This window comes from Stenotrophomonas sp. STEN030 (genome assembly GCF_056759995.1).
The window spans coordinates 40147-59702 of sequence record NZ_JBRREB010000007.1; the positions used below are offsets into that span (position 1 = coordinate 40147).

Below are 19556 nucleotides of genomic sequence, written 5' to 3' on the forward strand. Positions count from 1 at the left end.
GTCAGCTGATCTGCCCGGCGTTGGCTGCGGGTTGATAGCCGGGCCGGGCCAGCAACAGGTGCGATACGCCGATCGAGCGTTCCAGAAAGCCACCCTCGCAGTAGGCGAGATAGAACTCCCAGAGCCGGCAGAACCGCGCGTCGAAGCCTTGTGCTTGCACTGCAGGCAGCTGTGCCATGAAACGCTGGCGCCAGGCGCGCAGGGTCAAGGCATAGGAGTAGCCGAAGTCCTGTTGGGCTACCAGTTGCAGATCGCTGGCGCGCGTCTTCGCCGCCAGGATCGCATTGATCGAGGGGATGAAGCTGCCGGGGAATACGAAGCGCTTGATGTAATCCACGCTGCGCCGGGCCTGTTCGTAGCGATGGTCTTCGATGGTGATCGCCTGCAGCAGCGCAACGCCATCGGGCTTGAGCAGCCGCTGCAGGGTGGCCATGTAGGTGTCCAGGTATTCGGCACCAATGGCCTCGATCATCTCGATCGACACCAGCTTGTCGTACTGGCCTTCAAGATCACGGTAGTCCTGCATCAGCAGGGTGATCCGGTCCTGCAGCCCGGCTTCATTCACGCGCTGCGCGGCCAGCGCGTGCTGTTCCGCCGAAATCGTTGTGGTGGTGACATGGCAGCCGTAGTGCCGTGCAGCGTGCACGGCGAAGCCGCCCCAACCGGTGCCGATCTCGATCACGCGGTCGCCGGGATGCAACTGCAGTTGCTGGCAGATGCGGTCCAGCTTGCGCTGCGAGGCTTGCTCAAGCGATGTGTTTTCGTCGGCAAACAACGCGGACGAGTACATCAGGTCCGGCGACAGGAACAGCGAGAAGAAATCGTTACCGAGGTCATAGTGCGCAGCGATGTTGCGGCGGCTGCCTTCGCGGCTGTTGCGGCGCAGCCGGTTCCAGCCACGCAGCAACCAGCCGCCAATACGCGCAGGGCCGCGTTCCATGCCATCAAGCAGGTCGCGGTTGCGCACCAGGATGCGCACCAGCGTGACCAGATCATCGCAGCGCCAGTCGCCATTGATGTAGCTTTCGCCGGCACCGACGCTGCCTTGTGCGGCCACCTTGCGGTAGAACGCAGGGTCGTCGATGGTCACCGTGGTCTGCAACTGCGCCGAAGCATCGCCGAGCACTACTTCGCCGAGCGCATCGCGCACGCGCAGGCAACCATCGCGCAGTGGTGCGAGTTCGGCCAGCAGCCGGCGCCGCAGCAGCGCATCCAGCGCACCGGGTTGCGGCAGGGCCACCGAGGAAGTCATCTGGTTCATCGTGTTTTCTCGGCGAGGGAAGGGTGGTCGTGGACCGGGTTGCGCTTCAGCCACAGCCGCAGTGCCTGCCAATGGATGGCGGCGACCACCTGGAGCGTCATCAGCGGGTAGCAGGCCAGTACCCGTGCCAAGCCGGCGCCATTGAGCGGGTGGCGCTGCATGGACTGGCTGGCGTCGAATTGGCGCAGGCCTTCGCGCCAGACCTGCATATGTATCTGCAGGTCTTCGCCGGGCGCGGTCAGACGCCAGTCGTAGCGGCAATCCATCGCCATGAACGGCGAAACGTGGAAGCATTTGTCGAACTGCCAGCGCAACGCACGGCCGTTGCTGAGCGCGGTTGCCGCAGGTAGCACATAGGCGTGGCGTTCCTTCCATGGCGTGTTGGTGATCTCCGCCACGATGCAATCCAGGGTGACGCCATCAGCCTGATAGCAGTAGTAAAAGCTGACTGGATTGAATACGTGGCCGGCAACACGTAGATGGGTAAGCAGCCGCACCGGTCCCTGTGGCCGATGACCGAGCACGGGCGCGGCGTGGTCCCGCACCGCGTCTGCCAGCGGTTGCGCGGGAGCGCCGAAATAGTCGCTACGGCGGAATTCGGCCAGGTTGCGACGGTTCACCGACCACAGCCAACGTCCGGCAAAGACCTGATCCAGCTCGTCCAGGTCCAGCAGCAGCTGGGCGATGGGATAGCGGAATGCATGTGGATGCGGCAGGTGGCGGCGATGCACCACCTGGCCGATGTAGATGGCGCTGGCGCTCATGTTGCCAACTCCGCTTGTCGCTGCCGGGAAGCCGTTGGCCTGCGCTCAGCCAACGCATCAACCACGCGGCGGGCGCTGCGGATGCCATCCTCGTGGAAACCCCAGCCCCAATAGGCACCCACGAACCAGGTGCGGCGTCGGCCCTGTAATTCGGCCCAGCGCTGTTGCGCGGCGATGGCGGCGTGGTTGTGCACAGGGTGCGCGTACTGCATGCGGCGCAGCACCTTGGCCGGATCGATCTGCGCGCTGTTGTTGAGTGTCACCACCAGCGGGGTGTCGCCGGGCAGACCCTGCAGCAGATTCATGCAATAGCTGACCGTGCATGGCGCGTCCGGGTCCTGCGGCACATGTGCGTTCCACGCGGCCCACGCCTTGCGGTTGCGGGGCAGCAGGGATGCGTCGGTATGCAGCACTACTTCATTGCGCTGGTAGCCGATGGCGTCCAGTACATCATGTTCAAGCGGACTGGCATCGCCGAGCAGCTTCAGCGCCTGGTCGCTGTGGCAGGCCATGATCACTTCATCGAAGCTCTCAATGCCGGCGGTGCTGTGAACCCGCACTTCCCACGGGGTGCGCTCAACCTTCAATACCGGGCATGCAAGCCGCTCACGTACCTGCCAGCGCGCACGCAAGGCGTCGATGTAGCGCGCCGAACCGCCCTTCACAACCCGCCACGGCGCACGTCCCGTCATCTGCAGCATCTGGTGGTTGGCCATGAACTGCACCAGATAGCGCGCCGGAAAATCACGCACGGTGGCGGTCGGTGATGACCAAAGCGCCGACGCCATCGGCAGCAGGTGTTCCTCGATGAAGGCTTCGCCGTAGCGCTGGCTGCGCAGGTACTCGCCGAGCGTGGGGCCTGCGCCGCCTTCGAGCAGCGCCGGTGCCTCACGGTAGAAGCGGCGCAGGTCGTGCAACATGCCCCAGAAGCGTGGCGACAGCAGGTTGCGGCGCTGGCAGAACAGACCATCGAGCGAAGTCGCGTTGTATTCCACGCCGCTGCGCTCGCTGCGCATCGAGAAGCTCATCGTGGTCGGCTGAGATTCCACCCCAAGCTCATCGAACAGCCCGCTTAGCAGTGGGTAGTGTTGCTGGTTGAAGACGATGAAGCCGGTGTCCACCGCCATCCGCACCCCGTCCACCTGCAGATCATGGGTGTGGGTATGCCCGCCGAAGTAGTTGTTTGCCTCGAACAGGGTGACGTCATGCTCACCATCCAGCCACCAGGCGCTGGCCAGCCCGGCAATGCCCGAGCCGATGATCGCGATGCGCATGTCAGTTCCTCGCCTTGGCCAGCACCCAGGCCGGGATCGGCTTGAGCTCCTTGACCAGGCCGAGCATCGCCATCACCCGCAGGCCATACCAGGTCAGGTCGATCTCCCACCAGCGGAAGCCCTGCCGCACCGTGCCGGGGAAGAAGTGGTGGTTGTTATGCCAGCCTTCGCCAAAGGTGATCAGCGCCAACCAAAGGTTGTTGCGGCTGTCGTCGCGGGTGTCGAAGCGGCGGCGGCCAAAACGGTGCGCCAGCGAATTGATGGTGACGGTGGCGTGGAACAGCACCACCGTGGAGATGAAGAATCCCCAGACCAACAACTGCATGCCTGAGGTCTGCAGGCCCGGTGCCCAGCGCTCAAGCAACGCACCCACTGCGTACAGTGCTGCGGCGAGCAGCAGCGGCACCACGGTGTCGAAGCGGTCCAGCCAACGCAGCTCCGGGAAGTGGGCAAGATCCGCCACGCGCTGCAGGTCGGTGGCGAACGCTTCACGGGTCAGGAACCAACCGACGTGGCTTCGCCAGAAGCCTTTCTGCTGCGGGGAATGCGGGTCCAGCGGCTGGTCGGCATGGCGGTGGTGATGCCGATGGTGCGCCGCCCACCACAGCGGCCCGCGTTGCACGCTGGACGCGCCAACAAGGGCGAACACGAACTGCACCGCGCGCGATGTCTGGAAGGTGCGATGGGAAAAATAGCGGTGATAGAACGCGGTGATCGCGAACATCCGCACTGCATACAAGGCCAGCGCGACGCCAATCGCCGTCCACGACACTCCTACCCATATCACCCCCAGACAGCCGATGTGCAGCAGCGCAAAGGGCAGGGCGCGCATCCAATCGATGCGATCGCCTGGCTGAGCCTGGTCAGCAGCCTCCTCAGTGCTGGCGGTGTCGAACCAGCGCTGGAGCGTGCGCAGCAGGGCCACACGTCGGCGGGGAATTGGCGCTGCGGATGCCATGGAGCGTATCTCGAGAGGTTTCCTACCCTCCTCTACGCAGCGCGGCGTTGATTGGATGCAGCGTAATGGGGATTCCACAGGATCAACCCGGCACGGCGGCACAGCGCGCCACCAGCGCCTGCTGCAGTTCGGCCTGCCATTGGGCAAGCGGACGCTCCACTGCCTTCTGCGCGAAGCGCACCGTCACCACCGGGTAGTCACCACGGCCATCGCGCAGGTTGCTGGTGCCTTGGAACTCCAGCAGGCGCCGATCAGCATCGGCATAGACCAGCGCCAGACGCGGCGCGACCATCCCGTACCACGCATCCAACTGCACCTGGATGGACTGGGCATCCATCCCCTGCCAGCGGACGGCGCCGACACGCTGCACCTGCACCGGGTAGTAGCGCTGCCGGCTGGGTACCAGGAACTGCAGGCTGAGCCGCTCGCCCTGCATCAACTGCTGCCAATGCGCGCGCACGGCGGCGTCGAAGCCGGCATCGATCACCGCGTCGGCTGGAAGCGGCAGCCGATGCGCTCGCGCTTTCGCCGCCGCATCTTCTTTCCAGTTCAGTTGGACGACGCCTCCTACCGTTGCAATGCTGGCGGTCTGGCCACTACGCCGGTCCTCCCAGCGGTAGCTGGGTGTTTGAGCGGAACCGTTGACCTGCATGTGCTTGCGCGCGAAGGGCTGGCCATCGGGGCACAGGTATTGCACCCAGCGCTCCGCTGAGTCCCCGGCTCCGCGCTGCCAATGCACCTCGCGGTAGGCCACCGCCCCGTCCCGGGCTGTAGCAACGCCTTCACCGCGCAGCAGTGGGGCTGCCGAGGCCATGAAGGGCAGGAACAACAACAGCCAGGCCGTACGCATGGGGGTGTTCCGGAATGAGCTCACCTTGCCTACGGGCGGGACCGGCTGATGGATGCAGGCAGGGCCGTGCATCCAAACGCCGCCATCGCGCGTAGGAAGGACAATACATTCACTGCAACGCTGCCCACGCAGATGTACTCTGACTCCCGCAAAGCCCCTTCCCCATTCGACACCGCCCGGATCGTGTCCAGTTCACCGCAGCTGAGCAAAGAGCCAATGAACTGGGCCGGTGACATGGACGGCGTGGCGCGGCTGCGCGACCGCGATTGCTTCATGCGCATCTACGATCACTTCATGCCGCGTCTGTGTGTGTACCTGCGTGGCCTGGGTGCCCCGGAGGCGGTAGCAGAGGAACTGGCGCAGGAGTGCCTGCTGCGCTTGTGGCTGCGGGCCGCGGAGTTCGATCCTGCCCAAGGCGCATTGAGTACCTGGCTATATCGCATCGCCCGCAACCTGCACATCGACCGTGTGCGCCATGAGCGCAGCTGGACGCTGGTGCAGGCCGCAGTCGAGCATGCTGCGGCGGCTGACGATCTCGACCGCAGCAGCGCCGAGCAGTTCGCCGATCATGCGAGGTTGCGCCAACGGATCAACGAGCTGTCAGCAGTGCAGGCGCGGCTGGTGCGGATGTCCTACTTCGAAGCAAAGAGCCACGGCGAGATCGCGCAGGCCTTGGGAATGCCATTGGGTACGGTCAAATCACATCTGCGGCGGGCCTTCCTGTTGCTGCAGTCCAAGGTCGGAGGTGGGTCATGAATCCGCACCACCACCTGCACGAATCCACCTTGATGAGCTATGCGGCCGGCGCGCTGCAGGCGCCGCTGAGCATTGTTGCCGGCGCCCACCTTGAGCAGTGTCCGCATTGCCGACAACGCCTGCGCGATGCCGAAGCGGTCGGCTCGGCGTTGCTGGAACAGACCCAGCCGGTGCTCGACGATACGCGACGCGAAACACTGCGCGCTGCCATGCTTGCGCAGATCATGGATGTGGGTACGGCCCCGATGTCGAGGCCAGAGCAGCCGGCACCGCTGGAGCGGCCGCAAGCCGACCCGGAATACCTGCCTGCGTCCTTGCATCCCTATTTCGGTGACTCGCTGGCCAAGCTGCGCTGGCGCTGGATGGCGCCGGGCGTGCAGTGCATCCGCGCGCAGCAGATGCCGTCGCTGATCATGCTCAAGATTGCGCCGGGCAAGTGCCTGCCCATGCACAGCCATGGGCGCAGTGAACTGACCCAGATCCTGCGCGGTTCTTACAACGACGCATTGGGCTTGTTCGCGCCCGGCGATGTGGCGGATCTGGATGCCGACGTGGAACACCAGCCGGTGACCGCGCCAGGCGTGCCGTGCATCTGTGTTTCAGCGCTGGATGCACCGCTGGTATTCAGCGGCTGGATGGCGCGCAAGGTCCAGCGCTTCGTCAAACTCTAGTTGCACGGAGGGGTCGCCGATGAACGATGCCGCACGCCTGAAGATCGTATTGACCGGCGCCAGCGGATTGGTTGGTCAAGGTGTTGCACTTGCCTGCGCCGGCTCCGCGCACGTGAAACGCACGGTGGCGCTGGTGCGACGCGCCGGCGGTTTGGTGACGGCAACGGAGGAATTGGTGCTGGAGGACTTTCTGCTGGCCCATCGACGTCGGGCGGATCTGGTTGGCTTCGACGCCTGTTTCTATTGTGCGGGTGCACCGCCGTTGGGCACTGCGGAAGACGAGTACCGGCGAGCCACGCTGGACACCACACTGGCAGTCGCGCAGACCTGGTTCGCAGCCAACCCACAGGGGATGTTCCTGTATGTGTCGGGTGCGCACGCCAATCCTGAAAGCCACTTGATGCCCCTGCGCATCAAAGGCGAAACGGAGCGGGCACTGGCCCAGCTGCCGGGGCGTACGCTAATGCTGCGGCCGGGCGGCGTGCGCCCGGTCGCTGGAACCGGCACCCAGCATGGATTGTTGAAGCCCCTCTATGTGTTTGGCGGGCCACTGATGCAGCTGGCAGGTGCTGCCTTGCCATCGTTGTTCACCAGCAACCTGACGCTTGGCCGCGCGATGATTGCGTTGGCACGTATGCGCGATCCGCCTGCCGTGGTGGAGTGCGCACAGATCAACCAGTTGGGGGATACCGATGCGGCGTAGCCCTGCTGCAGCGAAGGCAAGGCCTTGGATTGTTTACAACAGCCCGGGATTCGCCTGCCAGACCGCGTAATTGAGCACGCTGGCAAAACTCACCCAGGCAAGATAGGGAAGCAGCAGGTACGCCGCCAGCTTGTGGACGCGCCAGAACGCCACCAGCGTGGCAACGATCAACGCCAGCAACAGCAGGATGTCGGCGAAGGCCAGGGCACCTAGTTTCCAGCCGAAGAACAGCCAGCTCCATAGTGCGTTGACGCCAAGCTGCAGCAGGTAAAGGGTCAACGCAGGCGCCGCCGCGCGCCAGCCGCGTTCCCGCCAGACAAGAAACGCCGCCAGCGCCATCATCGCGTAAAGCACCGTCCATACGGGGCCAAACAGGCCCGCCGGTGGTGCCCATGCGGGTAGTACAAGGTCGGCGTAGAAACTGGAGGCCGAGATGGAGGCGCGGGCACCAAGCGCTGCGGCGAGGAAGGTGACCAGGAACCAGCCAGAGAAGCCAAGGAGTTGTCTACGTATCTGCATGGCGCTTGCTCGTCCTTTCCTGCGTGGTCAGATGTCGCTTGTACGCAGCAGTGCAGGTTTTGGATGCAATGACAGCAGCCAAGGGTGCTGATCGGTGCTTGGCTCAGCCCAGCAGGCGGATCCGTGTGCCTTGCATCCTGACCTGAACCGGGACGGATGTCAGGACACGTCACGGCTGCACATGGCAGCCGCGACGCCCACCACGATGGTTACTGCTTTTGGATCGCGGAGATCCGCGTCTTGCCGATTCTCCTGCCTTCCAGGTCAATGACCTGAAGGCGCCAGCCAGCCGATTCGACAGTATCGCCAACCACTGGAAGTCGCTCCAACGCATGCAACAGCAAGCCTGAGAGGCTGACATACAGCGGGCTTCTTTCCAGGGTGATGCCGGTGATGCGCTCCACGTCTTCGATCGACATGGACGCATCCACGATCCAGCTGCCGTCTACCTGTTCGGCGCCGAAGTCGGCGTCACGGGTATCGACAAGGTCGCCTGCAATGGCCGCCAGCAGATCGTTGGCGGTGACCAGACCCTGCACGCTGCCGTATTCGTCGACCACCACTGCCAGCGGAATCGGATGCTGCTTGATGCGTTCGAGTGCACGCAACGCAGTTGCCCCTTCGGGTAGGGTCAGCGGCTCGCGCAGGTAGTCGGCCAACACCAACGGCTTGCCGGCAAGAACGCCTGCGAGCAGGTCGCGGCTCTGCACGACGCCTTGCAGGTTATCCAGCTCGCCATCGGCCACCAGCAGGCGCGTATGCGGTGAGGCCATCAACTGCGCGGTGGTGTGCTCCGGCCCCTTGCCAAGATCGATCCATTGAATATCGGCGCGCACGGTCATCACGCTTGCCGCCGAGCGGTCGGCCAAGGCCAGCACGCCACGGATCATGTCGTGCTCGGATGCAGCAAGACCTGATGGCAGCTGATCGGCTGGCTCGTGGGTCTCACCGGCAACGGTCTGGGTCGGGCGCGACCCCAGCAGCTTGAGCACCGCATTGGAGGTGCGCTGCCGGAAGGATAGGTTCTGCGCGTGCTTTTCGCGGTTGAACTGGGTCCACTGGTTGAAGCCCTCGATCAGTACCGAGAACGCAATCGCGGCGTACAGATAGCCCTTGGGAATCTTGAAGCCCAGGCCTTCGGCGACCAGGCTGAAGCCGATCATCAACAGGAAGCCAAGGCACAGGATCACCACCGTCGGATGACGGTTGACGAAACTGGTGAGCGGCTTGCTGGCCAGCATCATCACTGCCATCGCAATCGTCACTGCGGCGAACATGACGCCGAGGTTGTCGACCATGCCGACCGCGGTAATCACCGAGTCCAGCGAGAACACCGCATCGAGGATGACGATCTGCGTCACCACCAGGCCGAAGCTGGCGTACACCTTGTTGTCGCCGGTCTCGTGCGAGCGCCCTTCAAGCCGCTCGTGCAGTTCCATCGTCGCCTTGAACAACAGGAACAGGCCGCCGATCAGCAGGATCAGGTCGCGGCCGGAGAAGGAGTGGTCGAGTACAGAGAATAGCGGCGCTGTGAGCCGCATGATCCAGGACAGTGTTGCCAGCAGGCCCAGGCGCATCAACAGCGCCAGGCTCAAACCGATGAGGCGGGCCTTGTCACGCTGGTGTGGGGGAAGCTTGTCCGCAAGGATCGCGATGAAGACGAGGTTGTCGATGCCGAGGATGATTTCGAGAACGACAAGTGTAGAAAGACCCATCCAGATTGTTGGGTCGGATAACCATTCCATGCAGGGTTGAGGTAGCGGAGGGACCTCGATCTTCGCACGCTGCGGCGGCGTGATTCATTCAAGCCTGGCGATTTTTGCTTTTGTTCATTTTCGCATTCATTCGCTTTCAGTAGCGCCGCGTTGTCACGCAGGCAACGACAAACGCAGTTGCAGCGAGTCCATCAGTACCTGCCACATCGCGTCGCGCCTGGCCTTCATGGGCTCCGCTCCTTCGTAGACCAGTTCAACGTACAGGCTCTCGACGATGCCGATATAGGTGAGACCGTAGCGCTTGGCGTCATCGTCCGACAGCGGCCTGGGCGAGCGCTCGCGCAGCTGGCACAGGAAGCCTTCGCGGAGACGCTCCAGGAATTGCAGGTAGACCCGGCCGATGATGTCCCTGTGCGTTGCCGGTGGCAGGAACACCGTGCGCAGCAGATAGCGCAGGTGCACTGATTCCTCGTAGCGGGCAGCAATCGCGCGTACATAGGCTGCGCCGGGACCTGCCGTTGTGGCAGTGCCTGCCAATGTTTTCGCCACGTAGTCGCTTTCGTTCGCGACGGCGTCTTCCAGTACCTGCAGGTACAGCGCGTCCTTGCCGGAGAAGTGCGAATACAGCGAGGCCTTCCTGATTCCGATGGATGCGGCGATGTCGTTGAGCGATGCACCGTCGTAGCCATGGATGGCAAAGTGGGCGACGGCTGCTTCGCACACACGATCCGATGCCGGGGATCGGTTGGTCATTGATGCTTTCTCCTGCAGGTCCATCAGTGTTGCAGATCAACCCGGATTCCGCTGCAGGCAATCATCCGGACACTGGCGCAGGTCAGCGCAACGGCGAGTACGCCCGCCACCGTCAGGAAGCCCAGCCAATGTGCAGGGCCGTTGGCGGCCATCATCGCGGTCAGTGGCGTTGCAGCGGCGCCGAGCACAAGTGGCACCGCCCCCAGCACCGCAGCGCTTGCTCCCAGCGCGGTGCTGCGAGTCGCCAAGGCGATCGACATCAAGGTTGCTTCTGCAATGCCAAGCCCGCCGAGTGCCAGGAACATGCCGGCGACGATGCCGGGCAGGCCGAGCCCGCTGAGGCTGGAAACCAGCCCTGTCAGTGCACCGGCAAGCATCGCCAGCACTCCCATCAACGCCAGCGTCTCGATGCGGAAGCGGGTTACCAGCTTGGCGCTGCCCAGGGCGCCGAGCAGGACGGCCATGCCGGTTGCACCGAACACCAGACCGAAATCACGCGAGGACAACCCGTAGCTGCTCTGATAGACGTAGGAAGCGCCGCCGATATAGGAAAACAGAAAGAAGAACACCAGTGCCAGCGACAGGCCGGGCAGTCCGAAGCGTGGTGAAGACACGATTTCGATATAGGTACGCAGCATGCCTGCCATGTGCAGTGCGGAGCGTTTTTCGCGCGGAAGGGTTTCGTTGAGATTGACCAGGCAGTTGGCCAGCACGCCCACTCCGAGCAGTGCCAGCGTGACAAACACCGCCCGCCAACCGTAGCTGTGGCCGATCAGCCCGCCGAGGGCCGGGGCCAATACCGGGCCAAGTCCCTGGATGGTCATCAACAGTGCGAACAGCTGGGCCGCGGCCACACCTTCAGCAACATCGCGCACGCTGCTCATCGCGGTGACGAGGGCAAGTGATGCAGCCAGGCCTTGGATGAAGCGGGCCACGATCAGGCTTTCAACCGAGCCTGCCGCCGCAGCCCACAAAGAGCTGACCACGAACACCAGCACTGCCAGCAGCAGTGGGCGGCGTCGGCCCAGTGCATCGATGACCGGGCCGAATACCAACTGCCCAGCACCCATTGCCAGCAGGAAGACGGTGAGCGTCAGCTGCATGGTCGAGAACGATGCGTCCAGTTCGGTGGCCATCACCGGCAACGAGGGCAGGTACATGTCGATGGCGGCGGGCCCGAGCAGGGTAATCAGGCCAAGCGCCAGCGCGATGCTCGAGCGCGGCAGGGGAGTGGAAACAGTTGTCATTGCAGGTTTTCCGGAGGACTGCGGTTGCTGCAGGGAGTAACGTGCTTGTGGGCTACCTATCGGTAGGTAGTGGCCGGCAGGTAAGATAGGCCGCGCTTCCTGGGGTGTCAACCCTCCAAGGGTTCTGCCTGCAAGCTGGCCGCTCGGGCACGGCTGCGGGCAGAGCTGACGCTGCTTGGATAAAGGGCAGCGCCTGTGCAGGGATTTGGCCTGTGACTGATAGGCTAGGGTGGCAGTCAATTACGAGCTGGCAGCTGCAGGCCATCGCGGGGTGTCGGGCGTACTCGCGTCCGCCGGCAACCATCGCGGGCGCTTTTCTGCAGGGCCTGATTGGACAGAAATGGTGATGGTGGCGGGCCTTGTTCCGCCGCGGTCGTGATCAAAGGAGTGGCATATGCGTATTGCACGGACAACGATCTTCAGCAGTCTGTTGGCGATGGGAGCAGTGGGAACGCTTGCGCAGGCACAGGCGGCAGAGCTTGATGCGCAACTGCAGGCAGCCGCCACCGCACAGCAACCGGCAGTGATAGAGACGCTGCGAGAGTTGGTGACGGTGGAGTCGGGCTCCACCGATCACGAAGGCGTCGCCAAGCTGATGGACTATCTGGACAAGCGCTTGGTCGCACTGGATGCCAAGGTCGAGCGGGTCGCTTCGGCCACCGGAGGCCCGGATCTTGTCCGTGGCACCTTCACCGGCAACGGCAAGTTGAAGGTAATGCTGATCGCCCACGCAGATACCGTTTACGACCGCGGCATCCTGGAAAAGGAACCGTTCCAGCAGAAGGGTAACCTGCTGTACGGCCCCGGCATTGCCGACGACAAGGGCGGCATCGCGGTGATCCTGCATTCGCTGGCGCTGCTCAAGGCGCGCGGCTGGAATGATTACGCGACGGTCACCGTGCTGTTCAATCCGGACGAAGAGATCGGTTCGCCGGGCTCGGGCGAAACCATTGCCAAACTGGCGGACGAGCACGACGTGGTGCTGTCCTTCGAGCCCTCACCAGCCAAGGCCGTGATCGAAAGCGAAGGCGTGCTGCTGAGCGCCGCCGGCACCTCGCAGGTGCGGATGACCGTGCAGGGCCTGTCCGCGCACGCGGGTGCGGCACCGGAGCAGGGCCGCAACGCGCTGGTCGAGCTGGCCCATCAGATCATCCAGACCAAGGACGTCGCCGCTGGGGTACCCGGTGCGCAGCTCAACTGGACCACAGCCAATGCTGGCACCGCACGCAACCAGATTCCGGAGCGTGCGGAAGTCGGTGGTGACGCGCGGGTGATGCAGGCCGACAGCAATGCCAATCTGCTGGCGGCGCTGCAGGCCAAGGTCAAGCAGAGTCACGTGGTGCCGGATACCACCACCACGGTGACGCTGGAACCGCTGCGTCCGATTTACATAGCGGGGGAGCGCGGCCGCGCATTGGCGGATCTGGCACAGCAGATCTATGCCGAACTCGATGGCCGCAAGCTGCTGATGCATCCGACCACCAACGGTGGCACCGATGCCGGATTTGCCGGGCGCTCCGGCCATGCCGCAGTGCTGGAAGGCCTTGGACTTGCCGGTTGGGGTTACCACGCACGCAACGAGTACATCGAGATCGACTCCATTCCGCCACGCCTGTACCTGGCATCGCGGATGCTGATCGAGCTGGCAAAGCGTGCTCCGAACTGAGTTTCCGGTGCATCAGGTGGCCTCATCCGGAGGCCACAAGTTCACCATGATTGAAGCGAGCGGAAGATCGATTCGCGATATCACAAGCGGTGCGCATTGAAGCGTGCGCGTATCTGCTGCCAGCGGCTGTTGCCGAATTCACGTGAGTGGTTGAGCTGATGCCTGCGATTGATCGATGCGCAGGCTCAGCTTGAGTGCGTCTGTGTGGCTCAGTGTGCGGCGGTGTAGATGTCCTGCAGTACCGCTTTTTCAAGTTCCAGCTCGCTGAGCAGGTTCTTGACGATATCGCCGAGGCTGAGGATGCCAACCAGCTTGGAGCCTTCGGTCACCATCAGATGGCGGTGACGCGAGTACGTCATCAGCGCCATGGCCTGCTTGAGGCTTGCTTCTGGTGCGATGCCTTCCAGGCCAGTCGAAGGCAGGCTGGAAATTACCCTGCGTCCTGCTTGCGGGCCGTCATCGGCCACGCTGCGCACGATATCCTTTTCGGAAATGATGCTTACCGGTGCGTCGTCTTTCATCACCACCAGCGCGGCGATCTTGTTCGCGCTCATCTTGTGCGCGGCGGCGCCGATGGTGTCTTCCACATCGATGGTGACTACGGTTTGTTTCTTGGACTGCAGGAGTTCGCGGACGTTCATTGATGTTTCCTGGTGCAGGTTACTCAAACGGAATAGTTCGCCTGGCTACCTGTGTGGTGGTAGCCGTGGTGCCGCGATGTCCTCGGCACTTTGATTCTACGAGTCAGCCAAGGCCGATGTATTTGCGTAAATGAGACGGTTTGTCGCGGATTTACTGGTGATTCATTCCGTTTCGGTTTAGGCGGAACGGTTACGTATGACACTGTGCCGGCGCGGCTGTCCTGTGCTCGGACCGATATATTCCTGTGCAGTATTTGGTTGATCTTTTCGATGCCGGTCTGGTCGTGCCAAGGATGCGTGTCATTGCGGAATGGGAATGCAGGTGCGGCTGACGTGCTGCCCTTGCAGGGCGTGTCTGCACAACTTCACAACCATCTGCGAAAAGCCGGGAGGCGGGGCTCTACCGCCTCCCGGCGCGGACGTCATCGCGACATTCGCGCAGTCCAATGGACTGCAGGACTCCGCGGTCGGGGGAGAGACCGGGAGGTATCTCTGCTGAAGGAGAGTCAGCAGGAGATTCGTTTGGCCTGACGCACATGCATGATCGTGTGCGCCAAGCTGTTGATCGATACAGAAGAAGTAATCGTTGCAGCTACTGGGAAACGAATAGCGGAACGGGAACCTCGCTCAGTAGTGTCCGGGTCACGCCGCCAAACAGTGCTTCGCTCAGCTTGGGCCGGCTATAGGCACCAAATACCACCATGTCGCAGTGCGCGGCCTTTGCGTGAGTCACTATCACTTCGGCGATGGGTACACCGGCCGAGGTAATCCGCTGCAGATCGACTTTCACGTGATGCCGGGCGAGATAGGCCGCCATGTCCGCGCCGGGCTCGTCGCCGTGCAGTTCGGCTTTGCGCTCCGCATCGATGATCAGCAGCGTGACCTCTTCGGCCTTGATGAGCATGGGCATCGCATCGGCGATGGCGCGGCGTGATTGTCGGCTGCCATTCCATGCCACCAACACCTTCTTCCCAACCGGCTTGTCGCCCCAGTCACGCGGCACGATCAGGATCGGGATGCCAGATTGCTGCAGGATCTGCGGCGCCGACCAAGTCAGGGGCGAGGCAGGAATATTGGGGTGGCTCACCACCAGCAGATCGCAGTACAGCGCATGCAGGGAGGACTCGCTGCTGGACTCGGCATGCGATATCACCCGCAACTCGCCGCTCACCTCATGACGACTCAAGGCATCGTTCAAGCTCTGCCCGAGTTGGAGCGCACGCGCGGCCATCACCGACTGATGGCGGACGATGACTTCGTGTAGCGCCTCGCCCTTGGCAAAACCTGCCTGCAGGGTGGCTGGCTGCTGGGCAAGGGCGGTGATGCCGATCAGATGCGAGGCGTGGCCGCCGGCAAGACGGGTTGCCGTATCCAGGATCTGTTGGCCGGATTCGCTGGCGTCGAACAGTACCGCGATGTCTTTCAGCAGGGTGGTCATGGGCGTGCTCCGTGGTGCTTGGCTCGGAGGCAGCGCAGCCCGCCGAGTGATCAACCAGAATTAGAATGATCGTTCTAGTTAGAATGATCGTACTACACAACGCACATCGCGGTCATGTGCCGATCCGATCACGTCATCCCAGGGTGTTTTTCATGAATGCGGCCAGCAGCGCTCCAGCAGGTCAGGAAAAAGGCGAGGCGCGCCGGCAGCAGGTGCTGGACGCAGCCAGTGCCTGCTTCCGCCGTAACGGCTTCCACGGCACCAGCATTGCCAAGATCTCGAAGGCGGCCGGGATGAGCCCGGGCCACATCTACCATTACTTTGAGAACAAGGAAGCCATCGTCGAGGCCATTGCCAAGCGCGAGGAGCAGAGCCTCTCCGAACTGGCTCGCAAGCTGCAGGAAGACGAGAGCGGCGGCAGCCTGGCAACCCGGGTGACACGCCAGGTCACCGATTCCGTGGACCGCTGCCTGGATCCCGCGCATCTGGAATTGCAGTTGGAACTGGCGGCCGAAGCCGCACGTAATCCTGCTATCCAGCGCATCCTTCGCCAATCCGACAAGGTGGTGACCGGAGAGTTCATGGCCTTGTCCAATCGGGTTGGCCTGCCAGAGGGGTTGGACGCGGCCGAGGTGGAGCTGCGGATGAACATGATCTCGGCGATCTTCAACGGCGTGATGGTGCGCGGTGCGGTGGGCGCGGATATCGACCGCAAGCGGGTCAGCCGTCTGGTCGAGAAACTGGTTAGCTGCCTGCTAGAAGATGCTGATTGACCCGCAAGATTCCCGCAGAAACGGGGCCTTGCTTGCTGGGACACAGGCTGTCGCCATCGTCTTGTCACGCGCCACGGTGATAGTGGCTGCCGTCCGGGGTACCGGTGGTTGCTGCGTGCAGCGTGCTACGCGGTTGGTTTTCCTTTTCTTTGGTGCAGGCAGCATGGCGGCGATGACAGGGCATGCAGGAAGGTGGTCGCAGCGCGTCCGCCAGTGGTGGTGTGCGACGCGTCGCTGGGGAATGCTGGGTGGACTTGCGCTGGCAGGCTCCGCGGCCGCCGCTGATGCAGTACCCGCGCATTGGATGACGTACGCCAACCAGACCAGCGAGACGCTGGCGCAACAACTGGCGCGCGCGGATGATCCACGCGTGGAGCGCTTGCAGGCGTGGCTTGCAGGGCGTGGCGATGCGGCGAAGGCGACACTGACGGTGTCATTGTGGATAGATGAAAGCGGGCGGATTACCGATAGCCGCTTTGTATCGCTCGGAGACGCTGCGGTGGATGCAGATCTGCGCGGGCTTTTGAACAGCGCACCGTTGCCGTCAGCGCCGCCCGCCGACATGCGTCAGCCCTTGAATCTTGGGCTATCACTGCAAGCGGCAGTGGATTCCCCGTCCCGTCGCTGAGCCGGCAGCAGCACCCAATCAATCGCCAGGACGGGGCGGCGGCGGAGCCGGTGGCGGGCGCTGCGGTTGGGTGGAAACACCGAATGCGCTGCCCATGCGCTGTTGCGTGGCCGCGCGATTGGCCAGCCCGAGCGCCGAAGGCGGCTGGCGGATGCGTTGCTCGGAGGACAGTTGCGGCATGGCTGTCGGGGGATTTACTGCCTCCGCTTTCAGCAGCCTGCTGAAACAGTCGTAGTCGCGGATGCGCTCGCCATTCACCTCAATTTCCACGCAGCTTGACGCGGTTCCGGTTTGGGCTGACGCAGGCCAGGGCGTTGCCAACAGCAAGCACAGCAGGGCCTGGGCCGTGCATGCGAATGATTGCTTTGGGAGCTGCATGATTGTCACCGATCTGCAATGAAGCAGGCCTACCGTGACCTGCTTGGCGTTGTGATGCTGGCGCGTCTTGCATGCAGTTTTATGACACCCGGACGCACGACCGATACGAACGGCTGAGCAGGATTGCCCGGGGCGGGCGTCACCGCCGTTGTTGGGGCTGGGCGCTGGCGGCGCTGGTAGTGCTGTGGCTGCCGGCCATGGCGCTGGCGACGGACGGAATGGATGCTGGCCGTGGCAACGAGCAGCAACGCTACACCTTCGACATCCCGGGCCAGTCACTGCCGGATGCCTTGCGGCTGTATGGGGAGATCACTGGAGTGGCAGTACTGATAGATGCCCGCTTGCTGGGCGAGCTGCGCTCGGCCCCGCTATCGGGGCGTTACGGTTGGCGTGAAGCCTTGCAGCGGATACTGGAGGGGACCGGGCTGGCGCCGCACTTCGTTGGGAACGGTGCGTTCACGCTGGTGCCGTCTTCATCTGTTGGCAATGGCACGCTGCAAGAGACTACAGATCTGCCTGTGCAGGCGAACCTGTCCGAGCCGGATCGCCGCCGCGGCGCACGGGTGATCCAGCGCTCGCTTGAGCAGGCGTTGTGTAGTCACCCGCTCACCCGCCCCGGAGACTACCGGGCCAGCCTGCGCTTCTGGCTGGGCGCATCGGAACAGCGTATCCGCGCGCCCGAGTTGCTCGAATCCAGCGGCGACCCGGAACGTGACAGCGCCATCCTGTTGCGCCTGCGCGATCTGTCATTGCCTGGCCTGCCCGCCAACATCCCGCAGCCGATCACCTTGCTGCTGCTCCCGGAATCCCCCGGCGCGACACCGCCGTGCCGGGGCCGTTGATGAGCGGCCTGCGTAGTCTCTTCCTTGATCACTATGAAGGCTTCCGCAAGCGTCTGCGACGGCGGCTTGGATCGGATGACCTTGCGCTGGATGCATTGCAGGAAACCTGGCTTCGGGTCGAGCGCATGGGTAGCAGCGAGCCGCAGCGTAATCCGGTGGCGTACCTTTTCCGGATGGCGCTCAACGCTGCAACCGATCAGCGCATCGCTCATAGCCGTGTGCTCACCGGTGCCGAGGTCGAGGCGTTGATGGATGAAGCCGCCGACCACCTTGATCCGGCGACGGTGGCTTTCAGCCAGTCGGAGATGGAGGTGTTGGCTTCCGCCCTGCGTGAACTACCTGAGCGCCAGCGGGCGATCCTGATTGCCGCACGTATTGAGCAACAACCGATTGACAGTATTGCCGACCAGCACGGGGTGTCCTCGCGCATGATCGGCAAGGATCTCAAGAAAGCGCTGCAACACTGTGCGGGGCGACTCGACCGCCCGCTGGTACAGCGTTTCGGTCCGGGGGCGGGAAAACCGTCATGAAGGATATGAACACCACATCAAACGTTCCGAGCATTCCCGTCGAGCTGCAGGCACAGGCGCAGGATTGGCTGCTGCGGCTGCAAAGCGGCCCGGTGACGGCTGCCGATGCCGAGGCGTTCCGGCGTTGGCGCGCGCTTGATCCACTGCACGCAGCGGCGTTCGCACAGGTACGACGCCTGTGGGTGGCGCTGGCACCGGCAATGCAGTCGGCCGTGGCGCCAGCCATCGCGCCAATGCCGACTGGCGCAGCTGTCAGCACACTGCCGCCGAGTAGCCGGCGTCGTCCGCGGCATGCGGTCAATCTGCGCCGACGTGCGTTTCTCGGCGGAGCGGCCGCTGCGGCAGCCGGTTGGATGGTGGTGCGCTCGCCCTTGGGCATGTGGCCGGAGCTCACTGCATTGGCGGCCGACTACCGCACAGCTACCGGTGAGCTGCGCACGCTGAAGATTGCCGACGTCGATGTGACGATGGCCGCACGCACCACCATGAACCGGCCCGCCGATGGATCGCCCGGCATTGAGGTCAGCCAAGGCGAAGCGCAGTTCGCGCTGCAGGCAAGCACTCCGCAGGGCTTCGCCATTGCGGTTGCGGGTGCGCGTCTGCTGCCCGCACCCGGAGCCCGGGTGAATGTGCGCTGCGTCGGCGCGGACGTCCGTATCACCTGCCTGGCAGGTCGTGCGCAGCTGCTGCGCGGGACGCGTGCGGTGATGCTGGAAGCCCCCTGGCAGGCGCGCTTGATGGAAGATCGTATTGCTTCGGTCGCGCCTGTCGCTACCGACGCCATCGATGCCTGGCGCAATGGTTGGCTGCTGTTCGATGATCAGCCGCTGCAGGATGTGGTGGATGAGATAAACCGCTATCGCACCGGACGCATCGTGCTGGCCGGTGGCGCGCTGCCGCAACGCAGGGTGCAGGCGCGCATTCCGCTCGATCGCATCGATACCTTCATCGATCTGGTTCGGGACGCTTATGGCGCCAAGGTGATCACCATGCCTGGTGGTGTGGTTCTGCTCAGTTGATGGGCAGCGCGCTGGTAGCTGCGCAGCGATGCCTGCAATAGCGCGTCTCGCTCGATTCGAGCACGGCAGCATGACATTGGCGTGACGAAAGTGGGCTGGACTTCTGTTGCGTCGTCATTGCATGAATTTTCTATTACAGCGGTTCAGTCGCTGCCAACCAGTGCGGTCTT

General features: G+C 63.4%; 21 protein-coding genes. 9 read left to right on the forward strand and 12 right to left on the reverse strand.

The annotated features are described in order from the left end of the window. Position 1 precedes the first annotated feature (1 nt). From ACVOLR_RS03685 to ACVOLR_RS03705, 5 genes are all read right to left on the reverse strand, one after another. On the reverse strand, positions 2-1261 hold the full coding sequence (locus ACVOLR_RS03685; protein WP_481535239.1) for a class I SAM-dependent methyltransferase: 1260 nt from the start codon (positions 1259-1261) through the stop codon (positions 2-4). Next, on the reverse strand, positions 1258-2025 hold the full coding sequence (locus ACVOLR_RS03690; protein WP_481535240.1) for a DUF1365 domain-containing protein: 768 nt from the start codon (positions 2023-2025) through the stop codon (positions 1258-1260). The genes ACVOLR_RS03685 and ACVOLR_RS03690 overlap by 4 nt, the downstream gene beginning before the upstream one ends. Next, positions 2022-3299, reverse strand: coding sequence for an NAD(P)/FAD-dependent oxidoreductase (locus tag ACVOLR_RS03695; protein WP_481535241.1), 1278 nt, complete (start codon positions 3297-3299; stop codon positions 2022-2024). The genes ACVOLR_RS03690 and ACVOLR_RS03695 overlap by 4 nt, the downstream gene beginning before the upstream one ends. 1 nt (position 3300) lies before the next feature. Beyond that, on the reverse strand, positions 3301-4257 hold the full coding sequence (locus ACVOLR_RS03700) for an acyl-CoA desaturase (RefSeq protein ID WP_481535242.1): 957 nt from the start codon (positions 4255-4257) through the stop codon (positions 3301-3303). Between the two features lie 82 nt (positions 4258-4339). Beyond that, the gene (locus tag ACVOLR_RS03705; protein ID WP_481535243.1) at positions 4340-5107 is read right to left on the reverse strand and encodes a hypothetical protein; all 768 of its coding nucleotides are present in this window, start codon (positions 5105-5107) and stop codon (positions 4340-4342) included. A gap of 132 nt (positions 5108-5239) precedes the next feature. Here ACVOLR_RS03705 and ACVOLR_RS03710 point away from each other — a divergent pair, with 132 nt between their 5' ends. Genes ACVOLR_RS03710 through ACVOLR_RS03720 form a run of 3 tightly spaced genes read left to right on the forward strand, consistent with a single transcriptional unit; the run spans position 5240 to position 7237 of the window. Beyond that, entirely contained in the window at positions 5240-5863 is a 624-nt protein-coding gene (locus ACVOLR_RS03710; RefSeq protein ID WP_481535294.1) for a sigma-70 family RNA polymerase sigma factor, read from the forward strand. Further along, positions 5860-6534 (forward strand): ChrR family anti-sigma-E factor, encoded by a 675-nt coding sequence (locus ACVOLR_RS03715; protein ID WP_481535244.1) that lies wholly within the window; start codon positions 5860-5862, stop codon positions 6532-6534. Before ACVOLR_RS03710 ends, ACVOLR_RS03715 begins: the two co-directional genes overlap by 4 nt. Positions 6535-6553: 19 nt before the next feature. Then, on the forward strand, positions 6554-7237 hold the full coding sequence (locus tag ACVOLR_RS03720) for a Rossmann-fold NAD(P)-binding domain-containing protein (protein WP_481535245.1): 684 nt from the start codon (positions 6554-6556) through the stop codon (positions 7235-7237). Positions 7238-7270: 33 nt separating this feature from the next. On the opposite strand, the gene ACVOLR_RS03725 is transcribed toward ACVOLR_RS03720, so the two are convergent. The 4 genes from ACVOLR_RS03725 to ACVOLR_RS03740 all read right to left on the reverse strand — a co-directional run bounded on the left by ACVOLR_RS03725 (position 7271) and on the right by ACVOLR_RS03740 (position 11471). Further along, the gene (locus tag ACVOLR_RS03725; RefSeq protein WP_481535246.1) at positions 7271-7756 is read right to left on the reverse strand and encodes a TspO/MBR family protein; all 486 of its coding nucleotides are present in this window, start codon (positions 7754-7756) and stop codon (positions 7271-7273) included. A gap of 209 nt (positions 7757-7965) precedes the next feature. Then, positions 7966-9501: a TerC family protein gene (locus ACVOLR_RS03730; RefSeq protein WP_481535247.1), complete on the reverse strand. Its 1536-nt coding sequence runs from the start codon at positions 9499-9501 to the stop codon at positions 7966-7968. A gap of 123 nt (positions 9502-9624) precedes the next feature. Then, the gene (locus ACVOLR_RS03735) at positions 9625-10224 is read right to left on the reverse strand and encodes a TetR/AcrR family transcriptional regulator (protein ID WP_481535248.1); all 600 of its coding nucleotides are present in this window, start codon (positions 10222-10224) and stop codon (positions 9625-9627) included. A gap of 23 nt (positions 10225-10247) precedes the next feature. Continuing rightward, a complete protein-coding gene (locus ACVOLR_RS03740; RefSeq protein ID WP_481535249.1) occupies positions 10248-11471 on the reverse strand; it encodes a multidrug effflux MFS transporter in 1224 nt (407 codons plus the stop codon). A 394-nt stretch (positions 11472-11865) separates the two neighbouring features. Between ACVOLR_RS03740 and ACVOLR_RS03745 the strand changes: the two genes are divergently transcribed. Next, positions 11866-13137, forward strand: coding sequence for a glutamate carboxypeptidase (locus tag ACVOLR_RS03745; RefSeq protein ID WP_481535250.1), 1272 nt, complete (start codon positions 11866-11868; stop codon positions 13135-13137). Between the two features lie 209 nt (positions 13138-13346). Here ACVOLR_RS03745 and ACVOLR_RS03750 read toward each other — a convergent pair whose 3' ends face one another. Beyond that, on the reverse strand, positions 13347-13778 hold the full coding sequence (locus ACVOLR_RS03750; RefSeq protein ID WP_481535251.1) for a CBS domain-containing protein: 432 nt from the start codon (positions 13776-13778) through the stop codon (positions 13347-13349). A gap of 592 nt (positions 13779-14370) precedes the next feature. After that, positions 14371-15216: a universal stress protein gene (locus ACVOLR_RS03755; RefSeq protein WP_481535252.1), complete on the reverse strand. Its 846-nt coding sequence runs from the start codon at positions 15214-15216 to the stop codon at positions 14371-14373. A 152-nt stretch (positions 15217-15368) separates the two neighbouring features. On the opposite strand from ACVOLR_RS03755, the gene ACVOLR_RS03760 reads away from it, so the two are divergent. Both ACVOLR_RS03760 and ACVOLR_RS03765 read left to right on the forward strand, forming a co-directional pair. Next, complete coding sequence (locus ACVOLR_RS03760) at positions 15369-15989, forward strand: TetR/AcrR family transcriptional regulator (protein ID WP_481535253.1); 621 nt, start codon at positions 15369-15371, stop codon at positions 15987-15989. A gap of 304 nt (positions 15990-16293) precedes the next feature. After that, positions 16294-16617, forward strand: coding sequence for a TonB C-terminal domain-containing protein (locus ACVOLR_RS03765; protein WP_481535254.1), 324 nt, complete (start codon positions 16294-16296; stop codon positions 16615-16617). Positions 16618-16635: 18 nt separating this feature from the next. Here the strand turns inward: ACVOLR_RS03765 and ACVOLR_RS03770 are convergent, their stop codons facing one another. Continuing rightward, the gene (locus ACVOLR_RS03770) at positions 16636-16995 is read right to left on the reverse strand and encodes a hypothetical protein (RefSeq protein ID WP_481535255.1); all 360 of its coding nucleotides are present in this window, start codon (positions 16993-16995) and stop codon (positions 16636-16638) included. 71 nt (positions 16996-17066) lie between these two features. On the opposite strand from ACVOLR_RS03770, the gene ACVOLR_RS03775 reads away from it, so the two are divergent. From ACVOLR_RS03775 to ACVOLR_RS03785, 3 genes are read left to right on the forward strand one after another with little or no spacing between them, the layout of a single operon-like run. Then, entirely contained in the window at positions 17067-17837 is a 771-nt protein-coding gene (locus ACVOLR_RS03775; RefSeq protein WP_481535256.1) for an STN domain-containing protein, read from the forward strand. Next, positions 17837-18367, forward strand: a complete 531-nt coding sequence (locus tag ACVOLR_RS03780; protein ID WP_481535295.1) for an RNA polymerase sigma factor — start codon at positions 17837-17839, stop codon at positions 18365-18367. The genes ACVOLR_RS03775 and ACVOLR_RS03780 overlap by 1 nt, the downstream gene beginning before the upstream one ends. Continuing rightward, positions 18364-19386, forward strand: a complete 1023-nt coding sequence (locus ACVOLR_RS03785; RefSeq protein ID WP_481535257.1) for a FecR family protein — start codon at positions 18364-18366, stop codon at positions 19384-19386. The genes ACVOLR_RS03780 and ACVOLR_RS03785 overlap by 4 nt, the downstream gene beginning before the upstream one ends. Positions 19387-19556 lie beyond the last annotated feature (170 nt).